This is a genomic window from Bordetella sp. 02P26C-1, from assembly GCF_009763255.1.
Taxonomy (GTDB): domain Bacteria; phylum Pseudomonadota; class Gammaproteobacteria; order Burkholderiales; family Burkholderiaceae_B; genus Bordetella_A.
Genome location: NZ_WSJB01000022.1, coordinates 71,831 through 92,435, shown reverse-complemented (window position 1 = coordinate 92,435; position 20,605 = coordinate 71,831). Strand labels below are relative to the sequence as shown.

The window sequence follows — 20,605 nt, the reverse complement described above, 5'->3', positions numbered from 1 at the left end:
CTCCCGCAAGTCATATGCCCCGATGGCGCGTCAGCCCAGAGCCGAGGGATCGAACTTCATTTTCTTCATTGCCTGCGTCAGGCCTTGGGGTGTGTAGTCATCCCAGGGCGAATTGCCCACCCCCAGGCGCTCCTCGATATTGGCGATCGTCCACTGTGACGAACTGGTCAGCGCTTCCAACTCATCCCAGGTCACCGGCACGGAAACCCCCATGCCAGGTCGCGCACGCGCCGACCAGGCAGCCACCGTGGTCGCTCCAAACCCATTTCGCAGATAATCCGCGAATATCTTCCCTACCCGATTACGTGGGCCGCTTTTCGCGACAAACAGCTGTGGCAGGGTGCGCGCTAGATGGCGCACGATCGCGGCGGAAAACGCCTTTACCGTATCCCAGTCGTATTGACGGCGCACCGGCACCACCACGTGCAGCCCTTTTCCGCCGCTGGTTTTGAGCCAGCTTTGCAGGCCGATCTCTTCGAGCAATACCCGCACCAGGCTCGCGCCGCGTTGCAACTCGGGCCAGTCCACCCCTTCGCCGGAATCGAGGTCGAAAATCATCCTATCGGGCTTGGCGATGGCGGTCTTGACACCGTTCCACGTATGAAACTCCACCACATTCAGCTGCGCGGCGGCCAGCAAGCCTTCAGCACTGGCCACCTCCATCAACGACGCGTGGCCGGGATCCAGCCGCTTGGGCAAGGCCGTCACACCGGGAATGTCGGTTTCGGAGTGCTTCTGGAAAAAGTGCTCGCCGGTGATCCCCGCCGGCGCGCGCACGAATGACACCGGACGCCCCTTCAAATGCTCCAGCATCAGAGGCGCTACCTGCGCGTAGTAACGCGCCAGGTCGAGCTTGGTGAACCCGCTCGATGGGTCAATGACTCTGCCTGGATTCGAGAGCTTCAGACTCGCCTTGCCACGCCCTCGCCCCTCGGTGGAAACTGTGGCGCGTTTCTTCGAGGACGACTTGCTGTCGGGATTCGTGCCGGATTGGGACTTCCGAGTTTTCGACTTGGTATTTTTGGCGGATTCCAGCTCGTCGGCAGGGACGGCGTCCTCCCGCGTAATGGCTGTAGCGCTCTTGTCGGTACGCAATCCCTTGAACGTGGCGTGGCGAACATGGCCGCCATTGGTCCATTCCGCGAAGGACACTTCAGCGACCAAATCGGGTTTTACCCACTGAATGTCGCGTGCCCTGGGCACCTGCCCCGCCGTCACTGCGCTGTTTTCCTGCACCCGGGCGCTTAATTGCGCGTGCAGGGACTGGAGCAGCTGATCGTTGAACCCCGTGCCCACTTTGCCTGCATAGCGCAAATTGCCGTCTTGCTCGTGCACCGCCAACAGCAGCGCGCCAAAGCCTACGCGTTCCCCCTTGGGCGCGGTGAACCCGACGATCACGAACTCTTGCCGACGGCCGCATTTGAGCTTGACCCAGTCGTCCGAGCGGCGCTGGACATACGGCGCGGAAGGCCGTTTGCCAATAAAGCCTTCGAGCCCCAGCTTGCACGCAGAGCTAACGAGGTCGGCTATCGGCTGGTCGAAGGCTTCGCTTAGTCGCAAGTGCGAACAATCGTAGCGTTCCAGCACCTGCTTGAGCAGATCGCGGCGTACGGTCAGCGGTTCGTCGCGGATATCCCGACCGGCGATGTAGGGCAGATCGAATAGGTAGTAGACGATGTCCTTCGTGCGGCGAACGTCGAACGCATTTTGCAGCGCCTGAAAGCTGGGAACGCCTTCGCTGGACAGCACGACAATCTCGCCATCCAGCCACGCGTTTTCGATATCGAAGGTCTTGAGCTGCTCGACCAGATGCGGCAGCTTGTCGCTCCAGTCGTGACCGTTACGGGTGTAGAGCTTGACGTCTCCTTGATCCAGCCGCGCCAGGATGCGGTAGCCGTCATACTTCATCTCGTAGACCCAGTCATGAACTCCCGGCGGAATACCTTCCACCAAGGTCGCCAACTGAGGTTTCATTTGCTCAGGTAACGGCGCCTCTTTACCAGGCAGGCGGCGCTGTGCGGCCTCGGTGGATTTCTTCTTACGTAATGGCACGACGCTATCCGGCAGCTCGTCCACCACACTGAAATCGGCTGCATCCCGCGCAAACTCATCCCGGTCCTTGATCAGCAGCCAGGGCGGTTGACGCTCATCGCGCTTGGTCTTCATCCGTACGAGCGCCCAGCGGCCTTGCATCTTGGACCCGTGCATGTCGAGCTTCAGATGGCCGTCCCGATAGCCCTGGTGGGGATCGCCCACGGGCACCCAGGAACCCTCATCCCAAATGATGACCTCGCCCGCCCCGTACTCCCCTTTCGGGATAGTGCCTTCGAATTTGTTGTAGGCGATGGGGTGGTCTTCGACCTGTACGGCCATGCGCTTGACCGACGGGTCATAGGACGGGCCTTTGGGCACGGCCCAGCTTTTCATCGCGCCGTCGAGTTCGAGCCGGAAATCGTAGTGCAGGCGCCGCGCCCAATGCTTTTGGATCACAAAGGCGCGTTGATCTTCGTTGGCTTCGCCGCCTTCGGCCGGCTCCGGCGTGACAGCGAAATTCCGCTTCTCGCGATATTTTTTCAGGCTATCCACCATGGTCAGGCCGCCTTACGTGCGCGTGCCGCCGTTTTCGTCGCCTTCTTCGTAGTGGTTTTCTTGCTGGCGGTCTTGCGAGCAGCGGTTTTCTTGGCGGCCTTGGCGGTTTTGCTCGATTTCGAGCTCGATTTCGATTCAGACTTGCCGCCATCCGACTTCTTGGACCCGCCTCGCAGACTGCGTTGCAGCAACTCCGTCAGATCGATCACATTATCCGTATAGGCGGGGGATTCTTCCTGAGGCTCGATCACCACCTCGGTCTTGCCGGCCTTGACCTTTTGCTCGACCAGATCCATGACCGCGGCCTTGAACTCGTCCTGATACTGCATCGGATCCCAGTCCGCCGACATCTCTTTGACCAGCATCTTGGCCATTTTCAGCTCCGACGCGCTGGGCGACATATTCTTGGCGCCCGCCTTGGGCAGATCCAGGCCATCCATGGCTTTCACCTCGTCACCCCAGCGCATCAAGTTCAGCACCAGCGCGTCGCCCATGGGAATCAGGGCGGCTAAATGTTGCTTTGTCTGAATCACCACCTTGGCGATCCCGATCTTTCCCGAATCGGTCAGGGTGTCCCGCAGTAGCGCGTAGACCTTATGCCCCTTGTTGATGGGCGCCACATAATAGGGCCGCTCCAAATACACGAACGACACTTCGCTGGCTTCGACAAACTGTTGAATTTCAATGGTTTGCGTTGTCCGGGGGTAGGCCTCGGCAATTTCCTCTGGCGACACCACCACATATTGGCCGTCCTCGACCTCGACGCCTTTGACGATATTTTTCGAGTCGATTTCCTTTCCCGTGCGTTTATTGATCCGCTTATAGCCGACAGGGTCCATCGAACGCTTGTCCAGCCAGTCAAAATCAACACCGGATTCGGTGGTCGCGGTATGCAATCCGACGGGGATGTGGACCAGACCGAATGTGATAGCCCCCTTCCAGATGGTGCGCATGGCCATGAGCGTTCCTCCCAGGCAGTTTATTGTTAAGCCTCTTATGGACCCGAGGGAGGTCCCCCGGGGCAAGACAGGCTGCGAGCAAGTCTCATGCCGCGCAACCATGCATTCATGTCTTATATAAGACTCCAATCAAAAAATTGCTCAGTCTTCTATAAGAGTTCCCCATTTTCTCCGGCAGCAAGATACAATGGTCGCACCATGACGGTGACACCGGCCCGGTGCGAATACAGAGGCAGGGTCGCCGACGTGATGGTCAGGCACGCGTGCCGGCCAACTCACCCACCCTACGTTGACATCGGCGACGATGTCCGGCTAAGCAAGTCCGGATTTGCGCTAGCGCCCGGGCAACTACGAAGACTATGGCTCAAACTCCGAAGATTATCTATACCCTCACCGACGAAGCCCCGGCACTGGCTACTCGTTCGCTGCTGCCGATCATTCAGTCGTTTACCAAATCGGCTGGCATCACGGTCGAGACCCGCGATATTTCGCTGGCCGGACGCATCATCGCCGTCTTCCCCGACTACCTGGACGAAAGCCAGCGCATTGGCGACGCCCTCGCCGAGCTGGGCGCCATGTGCGTTACGCCCGATGCCAACATCATCAAGCTGCCGAACATCAGCGCCTCGATGCCGCAGCTCAAGGCCGCTATCAAGGAACTGCAAGCCAAGGGCTACAAGCTGCCCGACTATCCGGACGAGCCCAAGACCGACGCCGAGCGCGACATCAAGGCCCGTTACGACAAGGTCAAGGGCAGCGCCGTGAACCCGGTTCTGCGCGAAGGCAACTCCGACCGCCGCGCGCCGCTGTCGGTCAAGAACTACGCCCGCAAGCACCCCCACAAAATGGGTGCCTGGTCGGCCGATTCCAAGTCGCACGTCGCCTCGATGGACGGCGGTGACTTCTACGGCAGCGAAAAGTCGACCACGGTCGCTGAAGCCGGTGATCTGAAGATCGAACTGACCGCCAACGACGGCACCAAGACGGTTCTGAAAGACAAGACCCCGGTCAAGGCTGGCGAAATCATCGACGCCGCCGTGCTGTCGGCCGCCAAGCTGCGCAGCTTCCTGAAGGCCCAAATCGCTGACGCGAAAGCCCAGGGCGTGCTGTTCTCGGTGCACCTGAAGGCCACCATGATGAAGGTCTCCGACCCGGTGATCTTCGGCCACGTCGTGTCCGTGTTCTACGAAGACGTGCTGGCCCGCCACGCCGACGCTCTCAAGCAAGTCGGCTTCGATCCCAACAACGGTATCGGCGACCTGTACGCCAAGATCGGCGCCCTGCCCGCCGAGCAACAAGCCGCGATCAAGGCTGACATCGAAGCCGCCTACAAAGAGCTGCCCGCGCTGGCCATGGTGAACTCCGACAAGGGCATCACCAACCTGCACGTGCCAAGCGACGTGATTGTCGACGCCTCCATGCCCGCCATGATCCGTGACTCGGGCAAGATGTGGAACGCCGCCGGCCAGCTGCAAGACGCCAAGGCCGTGATCCCCGATCGCTGCTACGCCGGTGTCTACCAGGCCGTGATCGAGGACTGCAAGGCCAATGGCGCCTTCGATCCCGTCACCATGGGTAGCGTGCCGAACGTTGGCCTGATGGCTCAAGCTGCCGAAGAATACGGTTCGCACAACAAGACGTTCATCATCCCGACCGACGGTGTGGTTCGTGTGACCGACGCCGCTGGCAACGTGCTGCTCGAGCAGCCTGTACAGACCGGCGACATCTGGCGCATGTGCCAGACCAAGGACGCCGCGGTTCAGGACTGGGTCAAGCTCGCCGTCACCCGCGCCCGTCTGACTAACACGCCGGCCGTCTTCTGGCTCGACGAAAACCGTGCCCACGACGCGCAGATCATCACCAAGGTCAAGAAGTACCTGGCCGACCACGACACCAACGGTCTCGAACTGCACATCTTCGATCCGGTCAAGGCTACCAAGTTCTCGCTGGAACGCATCCGCGCCGGCAAGGACACCATCTCGGTGACTGGCAACGTGCTGCGCGACTACCTGACCGACCTGTTCCCCATCATGGAACTGGGCACCAGCGCCAAGATGCTGTCGATCGTGCCGCTGATGGTCGGTGGCCAGCTGTTCGAAACTGGCGCCGGCGGTTCGGCTCCGAAGCACGTGCAACAGTTTGTCGAAGAAGGCTTCCTGCGCTGGGATTCGCTGGGCGAATTCCTGGCCTTGGCGGAGTCCCTGGCACACCTGGGCCGTGCGTACAACAACGCCCGTGCCAGCGTGTTGGCCAAGACGCTCGACCAAGCCACGTCGAAGTTCCTCGACAACAACAAGTCGCCCGAGCGCAAGGTCGGCGGTTTGGATAACCGTGGCAGCCATTTCTACCTGGCCATGTACTGGGCAGAAGCCTTGGCCGCGCAAACCGACGACGCCGAACTGGCCAAGCAATTCCAGGGTGTCGCCGCCGCTTTTGCCGAGTCCGAGACGAAGATCCTGGACGAACTGAAAGCCGCGCAAGGCAAGCCTGTCGACATCGGCGGCTACTACCAGCCCGAAGAAGCCAAGGCCAGCGCAGCCATGCGCCCGAGCGCTACGCTGAATCAGTTGGTGGGTTCGATCGCCTGAGTTGGGTGATTGAGGGGCGCTAAAGCGCTCCATCAAGCGGGTCAGTGTCCAACCGTCCTGCTTATACAGTAATGAAAGTCAATAAGGCCTGAACCCGGTGTGAACCGGATTCAGGCCTTTTTTTGTATGGCTCGTTGTCCGAACGGTCCGATTTTTCCTACGTATCCGACCTGATGTAATCGCAGAGCTGCGCCAAACCTATAGTGTGAACCGGAGACCTGCAGGGGCTCGACATCGCGGATCAGTGCGCTGAATTTTATATCCATGCATGTATGAAGTTCCCGAGATTTCCTTCCGTTCCTCCCCTTTATAGGTGTCGTCGTTGCTCCACTTTCTTAAGGAAAACTTATGAAGTCGATTCGCATGTCGCAGCTATCCATCGTGGCTGGAGGTGAGTTACAGCAATACTTTGAGCACCGGGAGCGTCACCGCGAACCTCGGTTCAGTATAGGAGCTCACGGCAACCGTGACGGATCAACCGATTTTTATGTGAAAGATCAATCCGGCAACACGATTCTGACAAAGAACTCCGGTGTCGCTCTGGGCTGTTATATGGTGGGTACCGGTGTAGGAACGGCCACCACAATATTCAGTGGCAATCCAATCGCGGGCGGAGTCGCGGGATTCGCCGCTGGGCACAGTTGCAACGCGCTCGGTCATTCATCACGCGCCAACCGTTAAGTTGCCAGGATCGGACACACCGTTTATGCAAGTCATGGCGGCTGCTAAACGACTGCCCCCTGACTGGCCCGGCCGAACGATTCGTTGACTTCGAGACATGAGCAACTATCGCGTTCGTATCAACTCCCCCGCGAAAAATCTGAAAGGAGCACTGCCTTGAGTCCTCCCCGCGACACGCGGGTCGCCTACCGTGAAAGACTCATCGCCTACTCAGTGGGCGCGATCATCTATTTTTCGTTGCCATATACCCACGTTGCGCCAGTAATTCTGACAGCCATGCCGGCAATTTCATCGTGGATATTGGTAAGCGCCACCAACCATGTCTGGGCACATCTCACACAAATTTGGAAAGACCCCATCACGAGCTTTATGGGCATTCCCAACCGCGTAGTTCAAGCTGTTTTAGTTGTAGGCGGTTGCGTTTTAATCAGCGTAGCCTCGTGGCGTCGCGCGTACGGCCTCGGGACATGGGGGTTCATATTGCTAGCGTTTGCACTGGAGGTCAGAATCACCGAGCGCGAGAGTTGGCGCAGGTACCGGGCTAAACAGGCGCGCGAGGACGAAGATTCCATTTGAGACGCGCTCATCGAAACGGCCTCAAAGTGCTATAGCCGGAGCGACACGATAAAGCCGGTGCGCAGGGATGGATCCCTGCCGTGAACGGATATCGAGGCCAGTCTCATTTCATCTTCGAGCCTACGCCTACACCCATGGAGCCTGCAGACCTTCGTTGCGCAGCGCGCGCTGCACGGCCGGACGAGCCAACACGCGGTCCAGATACGCTCCAATATGCGGCAAGTCGCGAGCCGGCCGCTTGAACACTCTTGTCCAGCGGCAAAGCATCATGACGTACGGATCAAGGATAGAAAATTGCTCTCCCAAGAACCACGGGTCGCTAGTAGTGCTCAAATGCGCCTCGATCTGGTCAACCAGGCCATTGATCTTGGCTTCCGCATGGGCTTTGACCTGGGCAGCGCCCTCCGTGTTTCCAGCATCGACCCAGCGATCCGGGTAGTAGTACATCAGGATCGTGCTTTGGAAAGTGTTGGTGCACCACATCAGCCATTTGTAGCACTGCGCACGCTCTGGCGTGCCAAGCGCGGGTGCTAGCTGTTTCTCGGGATACTTATCCGCCAGATACAGCGCGATGGCGGCGGTTTCGTACAGCACAAGATCGCCATCGACCAACGCGGGGATCACTCCATTCGGATTCAGCTTCAGATACTCCGGTGCTTTATGCGCATTCGTCGTACGATCGACCAGCGATAATTCAAAAAGCTCGCCGATTTCTTCGAGCAAACAGTGCGGGGTCATGCTGGCGTTGCCGGGAAAATAGTAGAGCTTCATCTGCGCGTATTTCTCCAGGGTCAGTGCGCGTCTCGCGGACCGCATAGTGGGCTCACCCGCATGCCGATACGAGCAATACAGGTAGTGTCTGCCATATTACCGCCACGAGGGACAAACCGCAGAGAGTCCTGCCAACCGTAGTTAAGAAGCTGGACCGCCCACCAGGAAAGCCCCTTCTCGGCGCACGCAGAATCAGCCATACCAATGCCGCGCATCCCAGCACACTGGTTGCGAGGGTGATCCACGTCGATGCCGGCTGGCCGAGCCAAATCAATTTCGCCAGCCAGGGCACACGTGCGCACAACAAGGCGTTTGTTCCATATACAAGGAAGAAATGCACAGCCCAGATCACCGGCCCGGCGAATAGATAGACCATTTCCACGCTAGAACGGGATCGCATACTCAGCCTCCCACCAGACGCGGAAACTGATGCACAAGCACAAGGCCCACCAACCCTTGAACTACCGTGTAGTGCCACATCGTCTGCGTCGCCTGAAGGCAAGACTGGTGTTGGAGATTCAGCTTATTGGCCATGCTACGCGCCAAGGTGAACACGCCCATGATCGCCACGATGATCGCGAAAAACGCTTGATGGCCCGCCACGGCGTAGACGACGGCATCATACGCCCCCCGTTGCGGCCGCAATCCGGTTTGCCAATGCTGCACGAGTTCGAAGGCGCTTGCCGCAAGCAGTACACAGATGCCCAGCAACATCCGTCCACGCAAAGCCCAGGGTCGATGGTGTACCAGCGAGCGGCCGGGTCTGATCAGCAATATGCTGGCCCCCAGCATCAGACCAGCGCTGATCAGCCAGACACCATTACCGCTGCTCGGCGTCTGCGCCCCCCACGATTCGCCGGACGACGCGAGCCACAGAAAGAAATACGCGAACACCAACGCGCCGAAAATACTGACGCAGACCACAAGCAACATCGCCATGGCCCAGCTGGCGTGCGAGCGGAGTCCCGATCCGCGCCAGGGCACGCACAGGCCGCCGCCAATATCCACCGTCGCTATCTCCGGGCCGGCATCGGACTGCCATAGCCAGTACCAGATCGCCACGATCGCTAAGACGCCGCAAGCGCCGGCAGGAATAAAGAGTTTGAAAGTGAGCAACAGGAAAAAACCCGCCGTCCCTAGTGCCGCCAACAAAGGAGACCACCCCGGCCCCGGCAATGGCAGCACATACTCCGGGCGCGCATCCACCGCACTGGTAACCAGCGTGGACCGCACATTCCCCGGCGCATCGGGCAAGTAATACCTACCGGCCGCCACGTTCTCGGCAAGTCCCGGCTGATCCCACAAGGGCTCGCGACTTACCACCACGGGAATGCTGCGCAGGCCAAAGTCACCGCTGGGCAGCCATTCCAGCGTACCCGCTTGCCAGACATTGCCCGCGGTACGCACACTGTCGGGACGGAAATTCCGCGCCAAATCCCACAGAAAGACGAGCACCCCACAGGCAATTAGGTAAGCGCCCATGGTCGACACCAGATTCACGGCGCCCCAACCCTGGCTTTCCGCATAGGTATAGACCCGTCGCGGCATTCCCGCCAATCCCACCGCATGCAAGGGAAAAAACGTCACATTAAAGCCGACAAACATTAACCAGAACGCCCACCGCCCCAGACGTTCGGACAGTGCGCGGCGACTCATGAGCGGCGTCCAGTAGTAAAACGCCGCGAAGAGCGGAAACACCATCCCGCCAAAAAGCACATAGTGCAGGTGGGCGACAACAAAGTAGGTATCGTGGGCCTGTAAATCGAAAGGAATGACCGCCACCATCACGCCCGTCAAACCACCGAGCGTGAAGATAAAAAAGAAGCCCAGGATAAACAGCATGGGCGTCTTGATGGGCCGCAGGCGTACGGCCGCGGCAATCGTCGCGATCCACGCGAATACCTGTATCGCGGTAGGCACCGACACCGCCATGCTGGCCGCCGACGCGAAGCTCGATGACAACGGCGGAATCCCCGTGGCGAACATATGATGCACCCACAGGCCAAAGCTAAGAAACGCGGTCCCGATGATCGCCATCACCACATAGCGGTAGCCGATCAATGGCGTGCCCGTCATGGCGGGAACGATCATCGACACCATGCCCGCGGCTGGCAGAAAGATGATGTACACCTCCGGATGCCCGAAAAACCAGAATAGATGCTGCCATAGCAGCGGGTCCCCGCCACGGTCCACGATAAAGAACGGCATATCGAAGGCGCGTTCCAATTCCAATAGCGCCGTCGCCACGATCACGGCCGGAAACGCCACGATCACCATGCCGCTGAATATCAGCATCACCCACGCGAAGACCGGCATCTTATCCAGCGACATCCCCGGTGCACGCGTGCGCAAGATCCCCACTGCCAACTCAATCGCCCCGGCAATGGCGGAGATCTCGATAAAGCCTATGCCAAGCAACCACAGATCCGCGTTCAAGGCGGGCGAGTACTCGGTGCTGGTCAGCGGCGGATACATGAACCATCCCCCATCGGGCGCCAGCCGCGCAAACAAACTGCAGAAAAAAACAATGCCGCCCACGGCGTACGCCCAATACGCATAGGCCGACAGCCTCGGAAAAGGCAGGTCGCGGGCACCCAGCATATTGGGCAACAGCAGCACGGCCACGGCCTCGACGGCCGGCACGGCGAACAGAAACATCATTACCGTGCCGTGCATGGTAAAGAGCTGGTTATACAGGTCGTGGCTAATCAGCGGGTTGTCCGGTACGGCTAGCTGCGTGCGCATCATCAGCGCCAATATCCCGGCCAGCAGGAAGAACAACAGCGCGGTCGCGATATACAAGATACCGATATAGGTGTTATTGACGACCGTCAGGGCGCGGAACCCGCTCGGGCGCTGCCAGACGCGTTCCAAGGCCGCCTCTTCTCCCTCGGGTCGCGGCAGCGGATTCGGTAGCGCCGACTGCGCATGAACACTGAGATGATCATTCGTCACTTCAGGCTATCCATATAGCGGGCCACGGCCAGCAGCTCGACCCCGGACCAATCACGAAAAGCCGGCATGGGGTTGCCGGGCTTCAGATCCTGGTTGCCTGCGATCCAGCCTGCCATGGCCCCCAAGTTATTGCGCAACACCCCTGCGCCCAGCGTCATGCGCCCGCCAACATGCGTCAGATCCGGCCCCGAAGTCCCGCGTGCCTCGGTACCTCGCACTGTATGGCAACGCGAACAAGCCTGCTGGAATAGCTGCGCTCCTGTACGTAGCCGGCCGTCGGCGGCAGCGGCCGGTCGCATCTGCTGTCCTACCCAATCGTTGAACGCCTCTGGCGCCACGGCCTGGACCATGAACGCCATCTTCGTATGCTGAGCGCCACAATATTCGGCACACTGTCCACGGTAGACGCCGGGCGCTTGCGCGCGGATACGCAGGCGGTTGGTATGGCCTGGGATCATGTCGAGCTTGCCCGTCAATTCCGGCACCCAAAAGCTATGGATGACGTTATCCGAGGTCAGCACGATCTCGACGGATTTCCCCGTCGGGATATGGATTTCGTTCGCGGTGTCAAACAGCACGCCGCCCTCTGCATCGAGGTAGCTCACGCGCCACCACCAAAGTTCGCCCACCACGTGAATACGCACCGCCGGTTGTTCCGACGCCTCGGACGATGTCAGATTGAAGGAATACAGCAGCAGCCCAGTCAGCACCGCGAGGGGAAACACAATGCCTGCCCCCACGATCAACACAGGGCGCGCCAAGCCCGCGCGAAAACGCGGTGGCCCCCAGATAGCCAGCACGACCACGCACGCCACTGCGACAAAGATCACGGCGCCACCAGTGAACAACAGAAAATTCAGATCCGTCATCTGCCCCGACGATGGTGTCGGCGTGACAGGCGCGGAACTCACCTCGGCCTGCGCGCGCCGGCCCCCTGCGAGGTGTAGCAAGACGACAGGAAGCAAAGGCGCATATGGGATGCGGAGCATGGATACCTGAGCGTTGGCAACAACGGGGTAATGAAGCAAACGATTACGTCAGCAACTCACGTGCCCCGGCTCGAAAGGCACGGAATTTGCACTGCCGTCGCAACGAGGAGATTCGTCCCATTGCACCGATCGACCTTCACTCTTTACCCTTGCTCAGTCGTTGTCGTCCTGGCCAGCCTGGCCGGGTGCGACCCGTCGGGGCCATCTCAGGGTGGCGAAAAGGCGACAGCTGACTTGCTCACTCGGGCCGACCCCAGCCGTGGACGGACGCTCATCGTCGAGAAAGGCTGCGTAGCCTGCCACGTCGTACCGGGTGTGCGCGCCCCGGTGTCCTTCGTGGGTCCCCCGCTGGACGGCCTGCGTCAACAAGCCTATGTCGCGGGGCGATGGCCGAATAATGTCGAGACCCTGGTACGCTGGTTGCAGGATCCGCCCGCCATGAATCCCGAAACGGCAATGCCGAATGTCGGACTGACGAGCGAGGAGGCGGAACACATAACGGCTTATCTCGTCACCCTGCCCTGACCCGATGGAGGCGCGACATCATGAGTCGATGCAAGCTCGTCCTACTCGGCAGCCTCGCCGCCCTCGCGGTGACAGCGGCGGCCGTCGGCGTGGTGGCGATCCGCAACGGCTGGTATGACGTCAGCGCGACGCATAGTCATACGGCGCCTATTTATCGCGTGGTGGGTTATGCGCTGGATCGGTCCGTATCCGCCCGGGCCGCAGCCATCGAGATACCGGATTTGGCCGAGCCGGGCCGGGCGAAGCGCGGGCTGCAGATTTACGAAGCCCATTGCGTGCAATGTCATGGCGCGCCGGGCGTGGCGCCGCAGCCCTTTGCCATGGGGCTCAATCCGGCCCCCCCGCCCCTGGTGGCAAGCGCGCGGGAAAGGCCAGCGAATGAGATTTTCTGGATGATTCGTGAAGGCATCAAGATGACCGGCATGCCGGCATGGCGATATCGCCTGAGCGACGAGCGCATCTGGGATGTCGTGGCGTTTATGCGTACGCTGCCGGATCTTTCCCCTATGGCGTATCAAAGCACAGTCAACCAAACTCCCGAGTGGACACTGGCGGACGCTACGTCTGCGTCGAACACGGCAGGTAGAACAGCGGAAGACGAAGCGGGGGTGCGCGCGATGCAGCAGTACCTGTGTCTGACATGTCATATCGTCCCCGGGGGCACCGGACCGAGGCTACACGTCGGGCCCTCGCTGGAGGGAATGGCCGACCGCGCCTATATCGCGGGAACGCTACCCAACACCTTACCCAACATGCAGCGGTGGTTGCGCGAGCCGGAGAAGATCAAGCCCGGTACCGCCATGCCGAATCTGCACGTTACCGACCAAGACGCGCATGATATGGCCGAATATTTGATGTCGCTGAAGTCGGCCGATTGAACGCGGTCTGACTCATACCATGACTCACACTGGTTGGGCGCGGAAAAGATAAAGGCGCCGTTCCTGTGACGGAAACGACGCCTGACACAAGCCTCAGCGCTTTAATGCCGACTAACCGCGACGTGCGCCGCCGCCACGTTGGCGTTGGCTCTGCTGGTCCTGGCCGGTTCCGATCTGCGAAGTGTGGCCGTCTTTCTTGCTTCGGTTCTGATTGTCGTTGTGACTCGCCTGCTGTTCGCGAGGCGTGTCGTCCGAAGTGGGCGCGGGTTTGCTCTGCGGTTCTTTCATGATGCTTCCTCCGAGTGTAGGCCCTAACGAGACGGCAACTGCCGTGCCCGAGCATGAGGAAAGCGGTACGAGCGGGGGAATAGGATGTTCGGAGGAAATCGCGTTAACGATCCCGAAACTGCTCATCGCATCGCCCTTGCACTACGGCCTTGAATAACGCTGCGATGGCACGTGCAAAGGCCTCGTCGAACCACGAGTTGGTGCCACTGTTTCCGGCTAACTTCGTCTTATTCTTTCCCAAAACGTCGGGCATTCTGACGCAACTTTCGGCATTGCCCTAGAGTCAATGGGGACAATGATCTAAAGGCAAAGTTTCCGATCGACGCCGCCTTGAGGGGCCTAGGGGCGACTGAGCGCCGAGGTCATCACGTCAAATCTTAAGCCAGTTATGCCATTCGACTTCAACTTGCGGAGAAAACGTATGCGTGCGGTCAGCACTCCTGAACTGAACAATGCCACCGGGGGAGAGTTACAGCAATACTTCGCCCCCCCCCCCGGCTGAATAATGGCGCGGGATACCATTTTGATTTCGTTCGCCAGCCCGACAGCTCCACTGACATTCACTTGAGAAATCGTGATGGCGAATCGGTATGGCGTCAGAACTCAGGTGTGGGTTTGGGCTGCCATATGATCGCTGCAGGCGTTGGCGCGACCGTCGGTGCGTTATCTAGAAACCCGCGCGCCGGGGCCGCTGTCAACGCATCCATCGATGAGGGGTGCAATCGCCTCGGTCATGCTTTCCGCGACCGCCGTTGATCATTTACGTTGTCGCCGAATCATCTCAGGAGGAAGATCAATGAGCAGTCCGAGGGACTTTATCTTTGTCTATCGGGAACGGCTCATTGCCTATGCAATCGGCGGGTTTGTCATCGTCGCCCTACTACCGTTTAGCAGCCATGCAGCGGTAAAACCTGTGATCTCAGCGATTCTAAGGTGGGCCTGCGCCACTACTGTGATACAGGTCTGGATGAGCTTGATAAAAGTTTGGGATGACCCCAGCCTGACGTTTCTCGGGATATCAAATCGTCGGTTAGACTTCATTATCCTAGTGGCAGGCATTGTCATGACCGCTGTTGCATGCGTCCGGGGATCGCAGACTATGGGAACCTGGGGATGCCTTGTCTTACTTTTCTCGCTGGAAGGCAGGCTTTGTGAGCACGAGAGTGGGCGTCGATTCAAGTTGAAGCAACGTGTCCAATAGTGATCAACAAACACGCGTCGCTCGCAATGCGAGGGACGCGTCATCCGCCGGGGGCTCAGCTTTCTAACGATCCCGAAACTCCTCGTCGCATCGCCCTTGCACCACGGCCTTGAATAACGCTGCGACGGCACGCGCAAAGGCCTCGTCGAACCACGGGTTTGCGCCACTGACGCCCACCACGATTCCATCCTGGCAAACACTGCCCCAGACTGGCGCGTCCTTGGCATGTAAAAGATGCGGTTTTAGGGCCAAGATCTCGTGGCTGGACAGCCCAGTCCGCCAACTCAATCGCGCCTTGCCGCGTGCGTAAGCGCCATAGTCCGCATCCCATTCCTCCGGATTACCAATGCTTTCTTCATAGAGGATCGCATTGGCGAAATCACAATCGGCGGGCGTGGCAAGCGGGTTCATGATCACCACGTGCAGAAATCCGCTTTCACACACGCTTTTGATCGATAGGGAATTCTCAAGCATCGGCCGCGCCAACTGCACGGCTTGGACAGCCGCCTCGCGGTCCCAGAAAGCGGCGATAGGTACGGTGGGCATGGGTAGGTTCCTTAACGCAAAGCAAATACGGAGCCTGCGCCGTAGCAAGGCGCGTACCTATCGCGACTGCTCCGCGTGCCGGCGCGAAAGTCCCCCTTCGGTTCGAGCAACATACCCGGCCGCTCGTCCAATCGCGTATGAAAGAGAGGCGTGTCGCGCCCTGGTAGCGCTCAAGCGCTCTCTTCGCCTTCGTCCTTTTTTCGACGGGTGCGGGTGGCGGTTTTGCGCGCCGTTTTGCTGGCGCGCTTGGCGGGCGCGGATGGCGCTTCACTGGCCTCCGTTTCCGGAACAGACGACGTCGTAGGTATGCTGTCCTGCGCCGCACTACGCGCTACTTTCGTGGATGCCGACGCACGCTTACGTGCGCGCGGGCTCTTCGTCGGGGCGGCAGGTGCGGCGGACTCGTTGGACAGTGCCTCGGGATTACGCGTGCTCGCAATCGAACCCATCACGGTAGGCGCAGCCACTGGAATCAAGCTTGGGGCGGCAGAGCCGGGAGAGCCAGATGCCGCTGGGGGCAGCACTGCGGAAGCGCGGGGAGATCCGGATACCGTGGGTGGTACCGGTGCGGCAGCGGTGGACGGGATTTCCATTGGAGCGGGTGCGGGGGTTCCATGGGGTGCGGTTCCGACACGATCCTCGGCTCCAACTCCATCTGAAGAGTCAACGGAATCCGACGCTGGTGCCCCTGCCAAGGCGTCAGAACGCTCGTCCACTACCGCCGACCGTCCCGATGCATCGTTTCGCGAACGGCGCCGACCCCGTGAACTCGACTTGCGTGGGGTCTCGGAGCCATCCGGACTTTCCGAGCGTTGATCTGCGGTCTCTTCGACCGTTGCTTTAGAGGCGGCTTCGGCGATCGGCGCGGGAATCGCGACCGGGCCGTCAAACTGATCGACTGGTGCGCGCTCCGAAGCCCGCGCTTCCCTGCCTTCACGGCCAGAGGCCCCAGACCTGCGGCCCGAGCCGCGCCGGGATTCTTGACGTGAATGATTGTCTCGGCCTCCGTGTGCCGTTACCGGCGCCGAGTCCCCACCGGATTCCTCGGTCGAAGGCGATCCATTACGGGTCACATACGTGCTCGAATTTTCAGCCCGGCCGACTTCGAGCAGCCCGCGAGACTGGGCTTCCTCGAGCAGATTGCCGAATGCACGAAAACCGTAGTAAGCCTCGTTGAAGTCCGGTCTGCGGCGTTTGAGCGCATCTTTGAGCACGGAGGCCCAGATTTTTCCGCTGTCGCCACGCTCGCCCATGAGCGCCTCGAACGTTTCAGCGACCATTTCCACCGCCTGTGTCTTGCGGTGTTCCAACTCTTCCTTGCGCACGCGCTCTTCGTCCGGGCTGCGGCGCTGACCCGAATTGGCGGAGCCGCGATTGTCGCGTCGCGATTCGCTGGCGCGCTGCATTTCGCGAGCCAGATCGTCGTAGAAAATAAACTCGTCGCAGTTGGCGACCAGCAGATCCGAGGTGGATTGCTTTACGCCCACGCCGATGACGGTTTTATTGTTCTCGCGCAGTTTGGACACCAGCGGAGAAAAATCCGAGTCGCCACTGATGATGACAAAGGTGTTGACGTGCGATTTGGTGTAGCAAAAATCCAGGGCGTCCACGACCAAGCGGATATCGGCGGAATTTTTTCCGGACTGGCGTACATGCGGAATCTCGATCAGCTCAAAGTTCGCCTCGTGCATAGGCGCCTTGAAATCTTTATAGCGTTCCCAGTCGCAATACGCTTTCTTGACGACGATGCTGCCCTTGAGTAGCAGTCGCTCCAGCACAGGGCGAATATCGAATTTTTGATATTTCGTGTCGCGCACACCGAGCGCCACGTTTTCGAAATCGCAAAATAACGCCATGCTGACGTGTTCGCTGGAATTGCCCATGAGATCTCCAAGTGCACCTCATGACGGACTGCTGAGGTATATAGGCGCTATTTTGACACGTGTGAGCAATGCAGGCTGGATAACGCCAGGGCGGCCATGACTATTCAGCCGCTTTTTCCGCCGGTTTGTGCTGCAAAGCTTGCAACGCGTCTAACAGTTGCAACTGCAGCCGGCTCAGCGCATCGGTTTGCGCGGCGATCTGTTGGTCTTTAACACGCATCTGTTCGCCCTGCTCCGCCACGCGCTGGTTAAGCTCGGCGAGCCTCTCCTGCAGATTCTGCTGAATCGTAGCGGCGGCGAGTTCTGTGCGCGCCTGTTGCGCTTCCAACGCTTTGAGCGTGTTCTCTTGTGCGGTGATTTGCTGTCGCGCGCGGGCCAAGTCTTGACGCGATTCGTGCAGCTGCGCCTCGCTCTGGCGGTTGGAATCGGCGGCTTGGGCGAGTGCGGCGGCATGCTCCTCCTCGCGCTGCGACGCCAGCTTGCGCGCCTCTTCGAGCTCGTCCTGGAGTTTGCGGGCGGTCTGGCGCTGCGCGTCCAAGTCGGTCAACCAACGGCGCTCATGGCTGGCATGGCGTTCCTCGGCCGCACGTAACTCGTCTCGATGGCGGCCTTGTAGCTGGTGCAGTTGTTCTTGCAGCGCGCGCTCGCGGTCAGCGGCTTCGGTCAAGCGTGTCTCTAGCGCCTGAGCTCTGGCTTCGCTTTGGGACAACTGAGCCGCCAAGGCCTGCGCACGATCCTGCGCAGCGGCGGCTTGTTCGCGCGCGCTGTAAATGGCGGCCTTCAGGTCGGTTTCACGCTGCTCGAGCCGTTTTTGCTCCGCTGCCAAATGGGCTTGCTCATTAGCCAGCGCCTCTTGTTCCTTGGAGAGTGCCTCACGTTCTTGAGCAATCGCCTCCTGCCATTGGGTACGCGCTTCGTTCATGGCCAAATCCCAGAAATGCTGCGCGGCCTGCGCGATGCTGTCTGGGATGGGTGCAGAGATGGATGTCGGCGCGCCGGTCAGTCGCTCGCCAAGCGTGCGAAACCAGGCCTTTAAATGCGGGCCCACGGTATTTGGCGAGCCACGACCCATATGCAGTCGCACCCGTTCGATGGTGGGCTGCTCGCCGGCTTTGAGCAGCGCGTCGGCCGCTTCCCACACATCTGATTGCTGAACGCCTATGGCCATGGTGACTTTCCAGATTCTCGTTGCGGTGGTGAACTAGAGGTTTAGGGCGGATAATTAAAAGTTATCCGATCTAAAACACGAAGTTCGTTATATTTATTACGTCTTATGTATTTTATAATACATATGGCAAACTTGTCCTGCTATGTATGAACAACAACCCTACTTTTGGCCTTCTATCGCCCGGGAAAAATCCGGAGCCGGCGGTTCTTTATGAGGATCTTGGCCCCAGCGAGGCCTCGATCCGAGCGCTGCTGCGCGAGGGAAGTTCAGACAACACCCTCGCCTCTTATCGGTCAGCCATTCAGTACTGGATGTCGTGGCATGCGCTGCGCATGGGCGGACCTATGCAGCTACCCGTGCCGGTCAACACCGTGCTCCAGTTCATTGCTGACCATGTGGAGCACATGGGCCCCGACGGCTTGCAACACGACCTGCCGCCCGAGGTAGACGCGGCGCTGGTTCGAGCGAAGGTCAAACAGAAACTCGGCCCTTTCAAGCTGGCCACTGTCCGGCATCGCCTCGCCGTCCTTTCCGAAGCACACGAGACGCAACAACTGCCGAACCCCTGCCGTCATCGCGCGGTACAGACGTTGTTGGATCGAGTACGCACCGCATACGCGAAACGCGGCCTGCGGCCAGCCCGCAAGGATGCGCTGACGAAAGCGCCTCTAGAACAAATCCTCGCTACCTGCGACGACTCGCTGATCGGGCTGCGTGACCGCGCCATGCTGCTATTCGCCTGGGCCAGTGGCGGCCGCCGCCGTTCCGAAGTGGTGCGCGCGACCATCGAGAACACGCGCCGGGTGCCAGAGGGATTTCTGTACACGCTCGGCTATTCAAAAACCAATCAAGAAGGAGCAGAACGCGCGGACAGCTACAAGCCCGTCGTGGGCAAGGCCGCGGCGGCATTGGAGGCGTGGCTTGCTGCTTCGGGCATTACCAGCGGACCAATATTCCGGCGCGTGCGTCGTGGCGGATTGATTGGCGAAGGCTTAAGCGCCGAGGCCGTGCGTCGCATCGTCAAGGCGCGGGCGGCGTTGGCGGGGCTGGAGGGCGACTACACCGCGCATAGCCTGCGATCAGGCTTTGTCACCGAAGCTGGGCGCCAAGGCAGACCACTTGGCGAAATCATGGCGATGACGAATCATGCCAGTGTGGCCAGCGTGGTTGGCTATCACCGAGCCGGTGCCGCGCTATCGTCCAAGGCGGGATATCTGCTCGATGAAGAATAGTCATGTGCGATAGATGGCAAGCAGGTCAAAAAGAAGCCGCCAAACTGCTGAAAGAAACGATGGCGGAAGAGAAAGCCACAGATGAAAAACTGAGCATGCTGGCGTTGAGCCAGACCAACGCGAAGGCGGTCAAGCAGGCGGCCAAATAAAAAGAGGGGCTGGTCATCTATTCGATGATCGGCAGAGCCCAGCCGGTTTGCCTATGCGCTAGCCGGCTGTTCGCTATGCAGAGTAGAAAGTCCGAGCGGCATCCGTGCAATCCTGATCCAAACGACTGTCTCCTCTGCACAAGAATAAGCCCAGACTCCAACTAGCGAGTCTGGGCTTTTTTATATCACCGTAATATGAGCTGGCCCGGGGCCGACAGTTCAGCCTGTCATCGCGTCCTTACGCCCACTGCCGTTACGCCGGGTGCGAGCTGCCGGGCCACACCTCATCTCAATACCGACGCTTATTCCGCGTGAGCAGGCAGGCGGTGACCACCGCGCCGACGAGCGCAGCGATACCGATCGATTCCCACGCATGCCGATGCGCGCACTTGTCAGCGGCGCGCGACAGATTTCGTAAGCCCGTGCCCGCGGCTTCCTGCCAATCGGACGCGCTTGAGCTGACTTCGTTCCAATGCCGCTTGAGGCTGTCGCGTTTGGCCTCGATCTCGGCGCCGCCCACCGAGGCGGTACGGCGCAGCAATTCTTCCGTGGATTGCACCAGCCTGCTCAATGTGCCCTCGTGGTCTTTGTCGTGGTGTCTGTGCATATAGCCTCCAGCGTTGTCGC

16 protein-coding genes are annotated in these 20,605 nt (G+C 59.7%); 6 read left to right on the top strand and 10 right to left on the bottom strand.

The features are described from left to right. Positions 1 to 30 precede the first annotated feature (30 nt). Positions 31 to 2,589, bottom strand: coding sequence for a DNA ligase D (ligD, locus tag GOQ28_RS13145; protein WP_160356773.1), 2,559 nt, complete (start codon positions 2,587 to 2,589; stop codon positions 31 to 33). A gap of 2 nt (positions 2,590 to 2,591) precedes the next feature. Beyond that, on the bottom strand, positions 2,592 to 3,548 hold the full coding sequence (gene ku, locus GOQ28_RS13140) for a non-homologous end joining protein Ku (protein ID WP_160356772.1): 957 nt from the start codon (positions 3,546 to 3,548) through the stop codon (positions 2,592 to 2,594). 359 nt (positions 3,549 to 3,907) lie between these two features. Between ku and GOQ28_RS13135 the strand changes: the two genes are divergently transcribed. Both GOQ28_RS13135 and GOQ28_RS13130 read left to right on the top strand, forming a co-directional pair. After that, entirely contained in the window at positions 3,908 to 6,136 is a 2,229-nt protein-coding gene (locus tag GOQ28_RS13135; protein WP_160356771.1) for an NADP-dependent isocitrate dehydrogenase, read from the top strand. A 348-nt stretch (positions 6,137 to 6,484) separates the two neighbouring features. Beyond that, the gene (locus tag GOQ28_RS13130) at positions 6,485 to 6,817 is read left to right on the top strand and encodes a hypothetical protein (protein WP_160356770.1); all 333 of its coding nucleotides are present in this window, start codon (positions 6,485 to 6,487) and stop codon (positions 6,815 to 6,817) included. A 702-nt stretch (positions 6,818 to 7,519) separates the two neighbouring features. Here the strand turns inward: GOQ28_RS13130 and GOQ28_RS13125 are convergent. The 3 genes from GOQ28_RS13125 to coxB form a co-directional block, all read right to left on the bottom strand. Further along, entirely contained in the window at positions 7,520 to 8,209 is a 690-nt protein-coding gene (locus GOQ28_RS13125) for a glutathione S-transferase family protein (RefSeq protein WP_236844346.1), read from the bottom strand. A 357-nt stretch (positions 8,210 to 8,566) separates the two neighbouring features. Beyond that, a complete protein-coding gene (locus GOQ28_RS13120) occupies positions 8,567 to 11,119 on the bottom strand; it encodes a cbb3-type cytochrome c oxidase subunit I (RefSeq protein ID WP_160356769.1) in 2,553 nt (850 codons plus the stop codon). After that, a complete protein-coding gene (coxB, locus tag GOQ28_RS13115; protein ID WP_236844345.1) occupies positions 11,116 to 12,108 on the bottom strand; it encodes a cytochrome c oxidase subunit II in 993 nt (330 codons plus the stop codon). Before coxB ends, GOQ28_RS13120 begins: the two co-directional genes overlap by 4 nt. Before the next feature lie 234 nt (positions 12,109 to 12,342). On the opposite strand from coxB, the gene GOQ28_RS18645 reads away from it, so the two are divergent. Continuing rightward, complete coding sequence (locus GOQ28_RS18645; RefSeq protein ID WP_236844344.1) at positions 12,343 to 12,633, top strand: c-type cytochrome; 291 nt, start codon at positions 12,343 to 12,345, stop codon at positions 12,631 to 12,633. A 20-nt stretch (positions 12,634 to 12,653) separates the two neighbouring features. Continuing rightward, complete coding sequence (locus GOQ28_RS13105; protein ID WP_160356767.1) at positions 12,654 to 13,511, top strand: c-type cytochrome; 858 nt, start codon at positions 12,654 to 12,656, stop codon at positions 13,509 to 13,511. A 111-nt stretch (positions 13,512 to 13,622) separates the two neighbouring features. Here GOQ28_RS13105 and GOQ28_RS18535 read toward each other — a convergent pair whose 3' ends face one another. The 4 genes from GOQ28_RS18535 to GOQ28_RS13090 form a co-directional block, all read right to left on the bottom strand. Further along, positions 13,623 to 13,799, bottom strand: a complete 177-nt coding sequence (locus GOQ28_RS18535) for a hypothetical protein (protein WP_202109516.1) — start codon at positions 13,797 to 13,799, stop codon at positions 13,623 to 13,625. 1,264 nt (positions 13,800 to 15,063) lie between these two features. After that, complete coding sequence (locus GOQ28_RS13100) at positions 15,064 to 15,546, bottom strand: hypothetical protein (protein ID WP_160356766.1); 483 nt, start codon at positions 15,544 to 15,546, stop codon at positions 15,064 to 15,066. A gap of 170 nt (positions 15,547 to 15,716) precedes the next feature. Then, entirely contained in the window at positions 15,717 to 17,429 is a 1,713-nt protein-coding gene (locus GOQ28_RS13095; RefSeq protein ID WP_202109717.1) for an NYN domain-containing protein, read from the bottom strand. Between the two features lie 100 nt (positions 17,430 to 17,529). Continuing rightward, a complete protein-coding gene (locus GOQ28_RS13090; RefSeq protein ID WP_160356765.1) occupies positions 17,530 to 18,597 on the bottom strand; it encodes a DNA-binding protein in 1,068 nt (355 codons plus the stop codon). 248 nt (positions 18,598 to 18,845) lie between these two features. On the opposite strand from GOQ28_RS13090, the gene GOQ28_RS13085 reads away from it, so the two are divergent. Then, entirely contained in the window at positions 18,846 to 19,829 is a 984-nt protein-coding gene (locus GOQ28_RS13085; protein WP_160351771.1) for a site-specific integrase, read from the top strand. 2 nt (positions 19,830 to 19,831) lie between these two features. Beyond that, positions 19,832 to 19,978 carry a DUF892 family protein gene (locus GOQ28_RS13080; RefSeq protein WP_160356764.1) on the top strand — a complete coding sequence of 49 codons (147 nt, stop codon included), beginning with the start codon at positions 19,832 to 19,834 and terminating at the stop codon, positions 19,976 to 19,978. 289 nt (positions 19,979 to 20,267) lie between these two features. On the opposite strand, the gene GOQ28_RS13075 is transcribed toward GOQ28_RS13080, so the two are convergent. Then, positions 20,268 to 20,585: a DUF883 family protein gene (locus tag GOQ28_RS13075; RefSeq protein WP_160351661.1), complete on the bottom strand. Its 318-nt coding sequence runs from the start codon at positions 20,583 to 20,585 to the stop codon at positions 20,268 to 20,270. Positions 20,586 to 20,605: the final 20 nt, after the last annotated feature.

Coding starts and splice junctions, on each gene's coding strand:
- GOQ28_RS13100 (WP_160356766.1), bottom strand. CDS start 15,546: ATGCCCACCGTACCTATCGCCGCTTTCTGGGACCGCGAGGCGGCTGTC.
- GOQ28_RS13130 (WP_160356770.1), top strand. CDS start 6,485: ATGAAGTCGATTCGCATGTCGCAGCTATCCATCGTGGCTGGAGGTGAG.
- GOQ28_RS13075 (WP_160351661.1), bottom strand. CDS start 20,585: ATGCACAGACACCACGACAAAGACCACGAGGGCACATTGAGCAGGCTG.
- GOQ28_RS13090 (WP_160356765.1), bottom strand. CDS start 18,597: ATGGCCATAGGCGTTCAGCAATCAGATGTGTGGGAAGCGGCCGACGCG.
- GOQ28_RS13080 (WP_160356764.1), top strand. CDS start 19,832: ATGTGCGATAGATGGCAAGCAGGTCAAAAAGAAGCCGCCAAACTGCTG.
- ku (WP_160356772.1), bottom strand. CDS start 3,548: ATGGCCATGCGCACCATCTGGAAGGGGGCTATCACATTCGGTCTGGTC.
- GOQ28_RS13105 (WP_160356767.1), top strand. CDS start 12,654: ATGAGTCGATGCAAGCTCGTCCTACTCGGCAGCCTCGCCGCCCTCGCG.
- GOQ28_RS13095 (WP_202109717.1), bottom strand. CDS start 17,429: ATGGGCAATTCCAGCGAACACGTCAGCATGGCGTTATTTTGCGATTTC.
- GOQ28_RS18535 (WP_202109516.1), bottom strand. CDS start 13,799: ATGAAAGAACCGCAGAGCAAACCCGCGCCCACTTCGGACGACACGCCT.
- GOQ28_RS13125 (WP_236844346.1), bottom strand. CDS start 8,209: ATGCGGTCCGCGAGACGCGCACTGACCCTGGAGAAATACGCGCAGATG.
- ligD (WP_160356773.1), bottom strand. CDS start 2,589: ATGGTGGATAGCCTGAAAAAATATCGCGAGAAGCGGAATTTCGCTGTC.
- coxB (WP_236844345.1), bottom strand. CDS start 12,108: ATGCTCCGCATCCCATATGCGCCTTTGCTTCCTGTCGTCTTGCTACAC.
- GOQ28_RS13135 (WP_160356771.1), top strand. CDS start 3,908: ATGGCTCAAACTCCGAAGATTATCTATACCCTCACCGACGAAGCCCCG.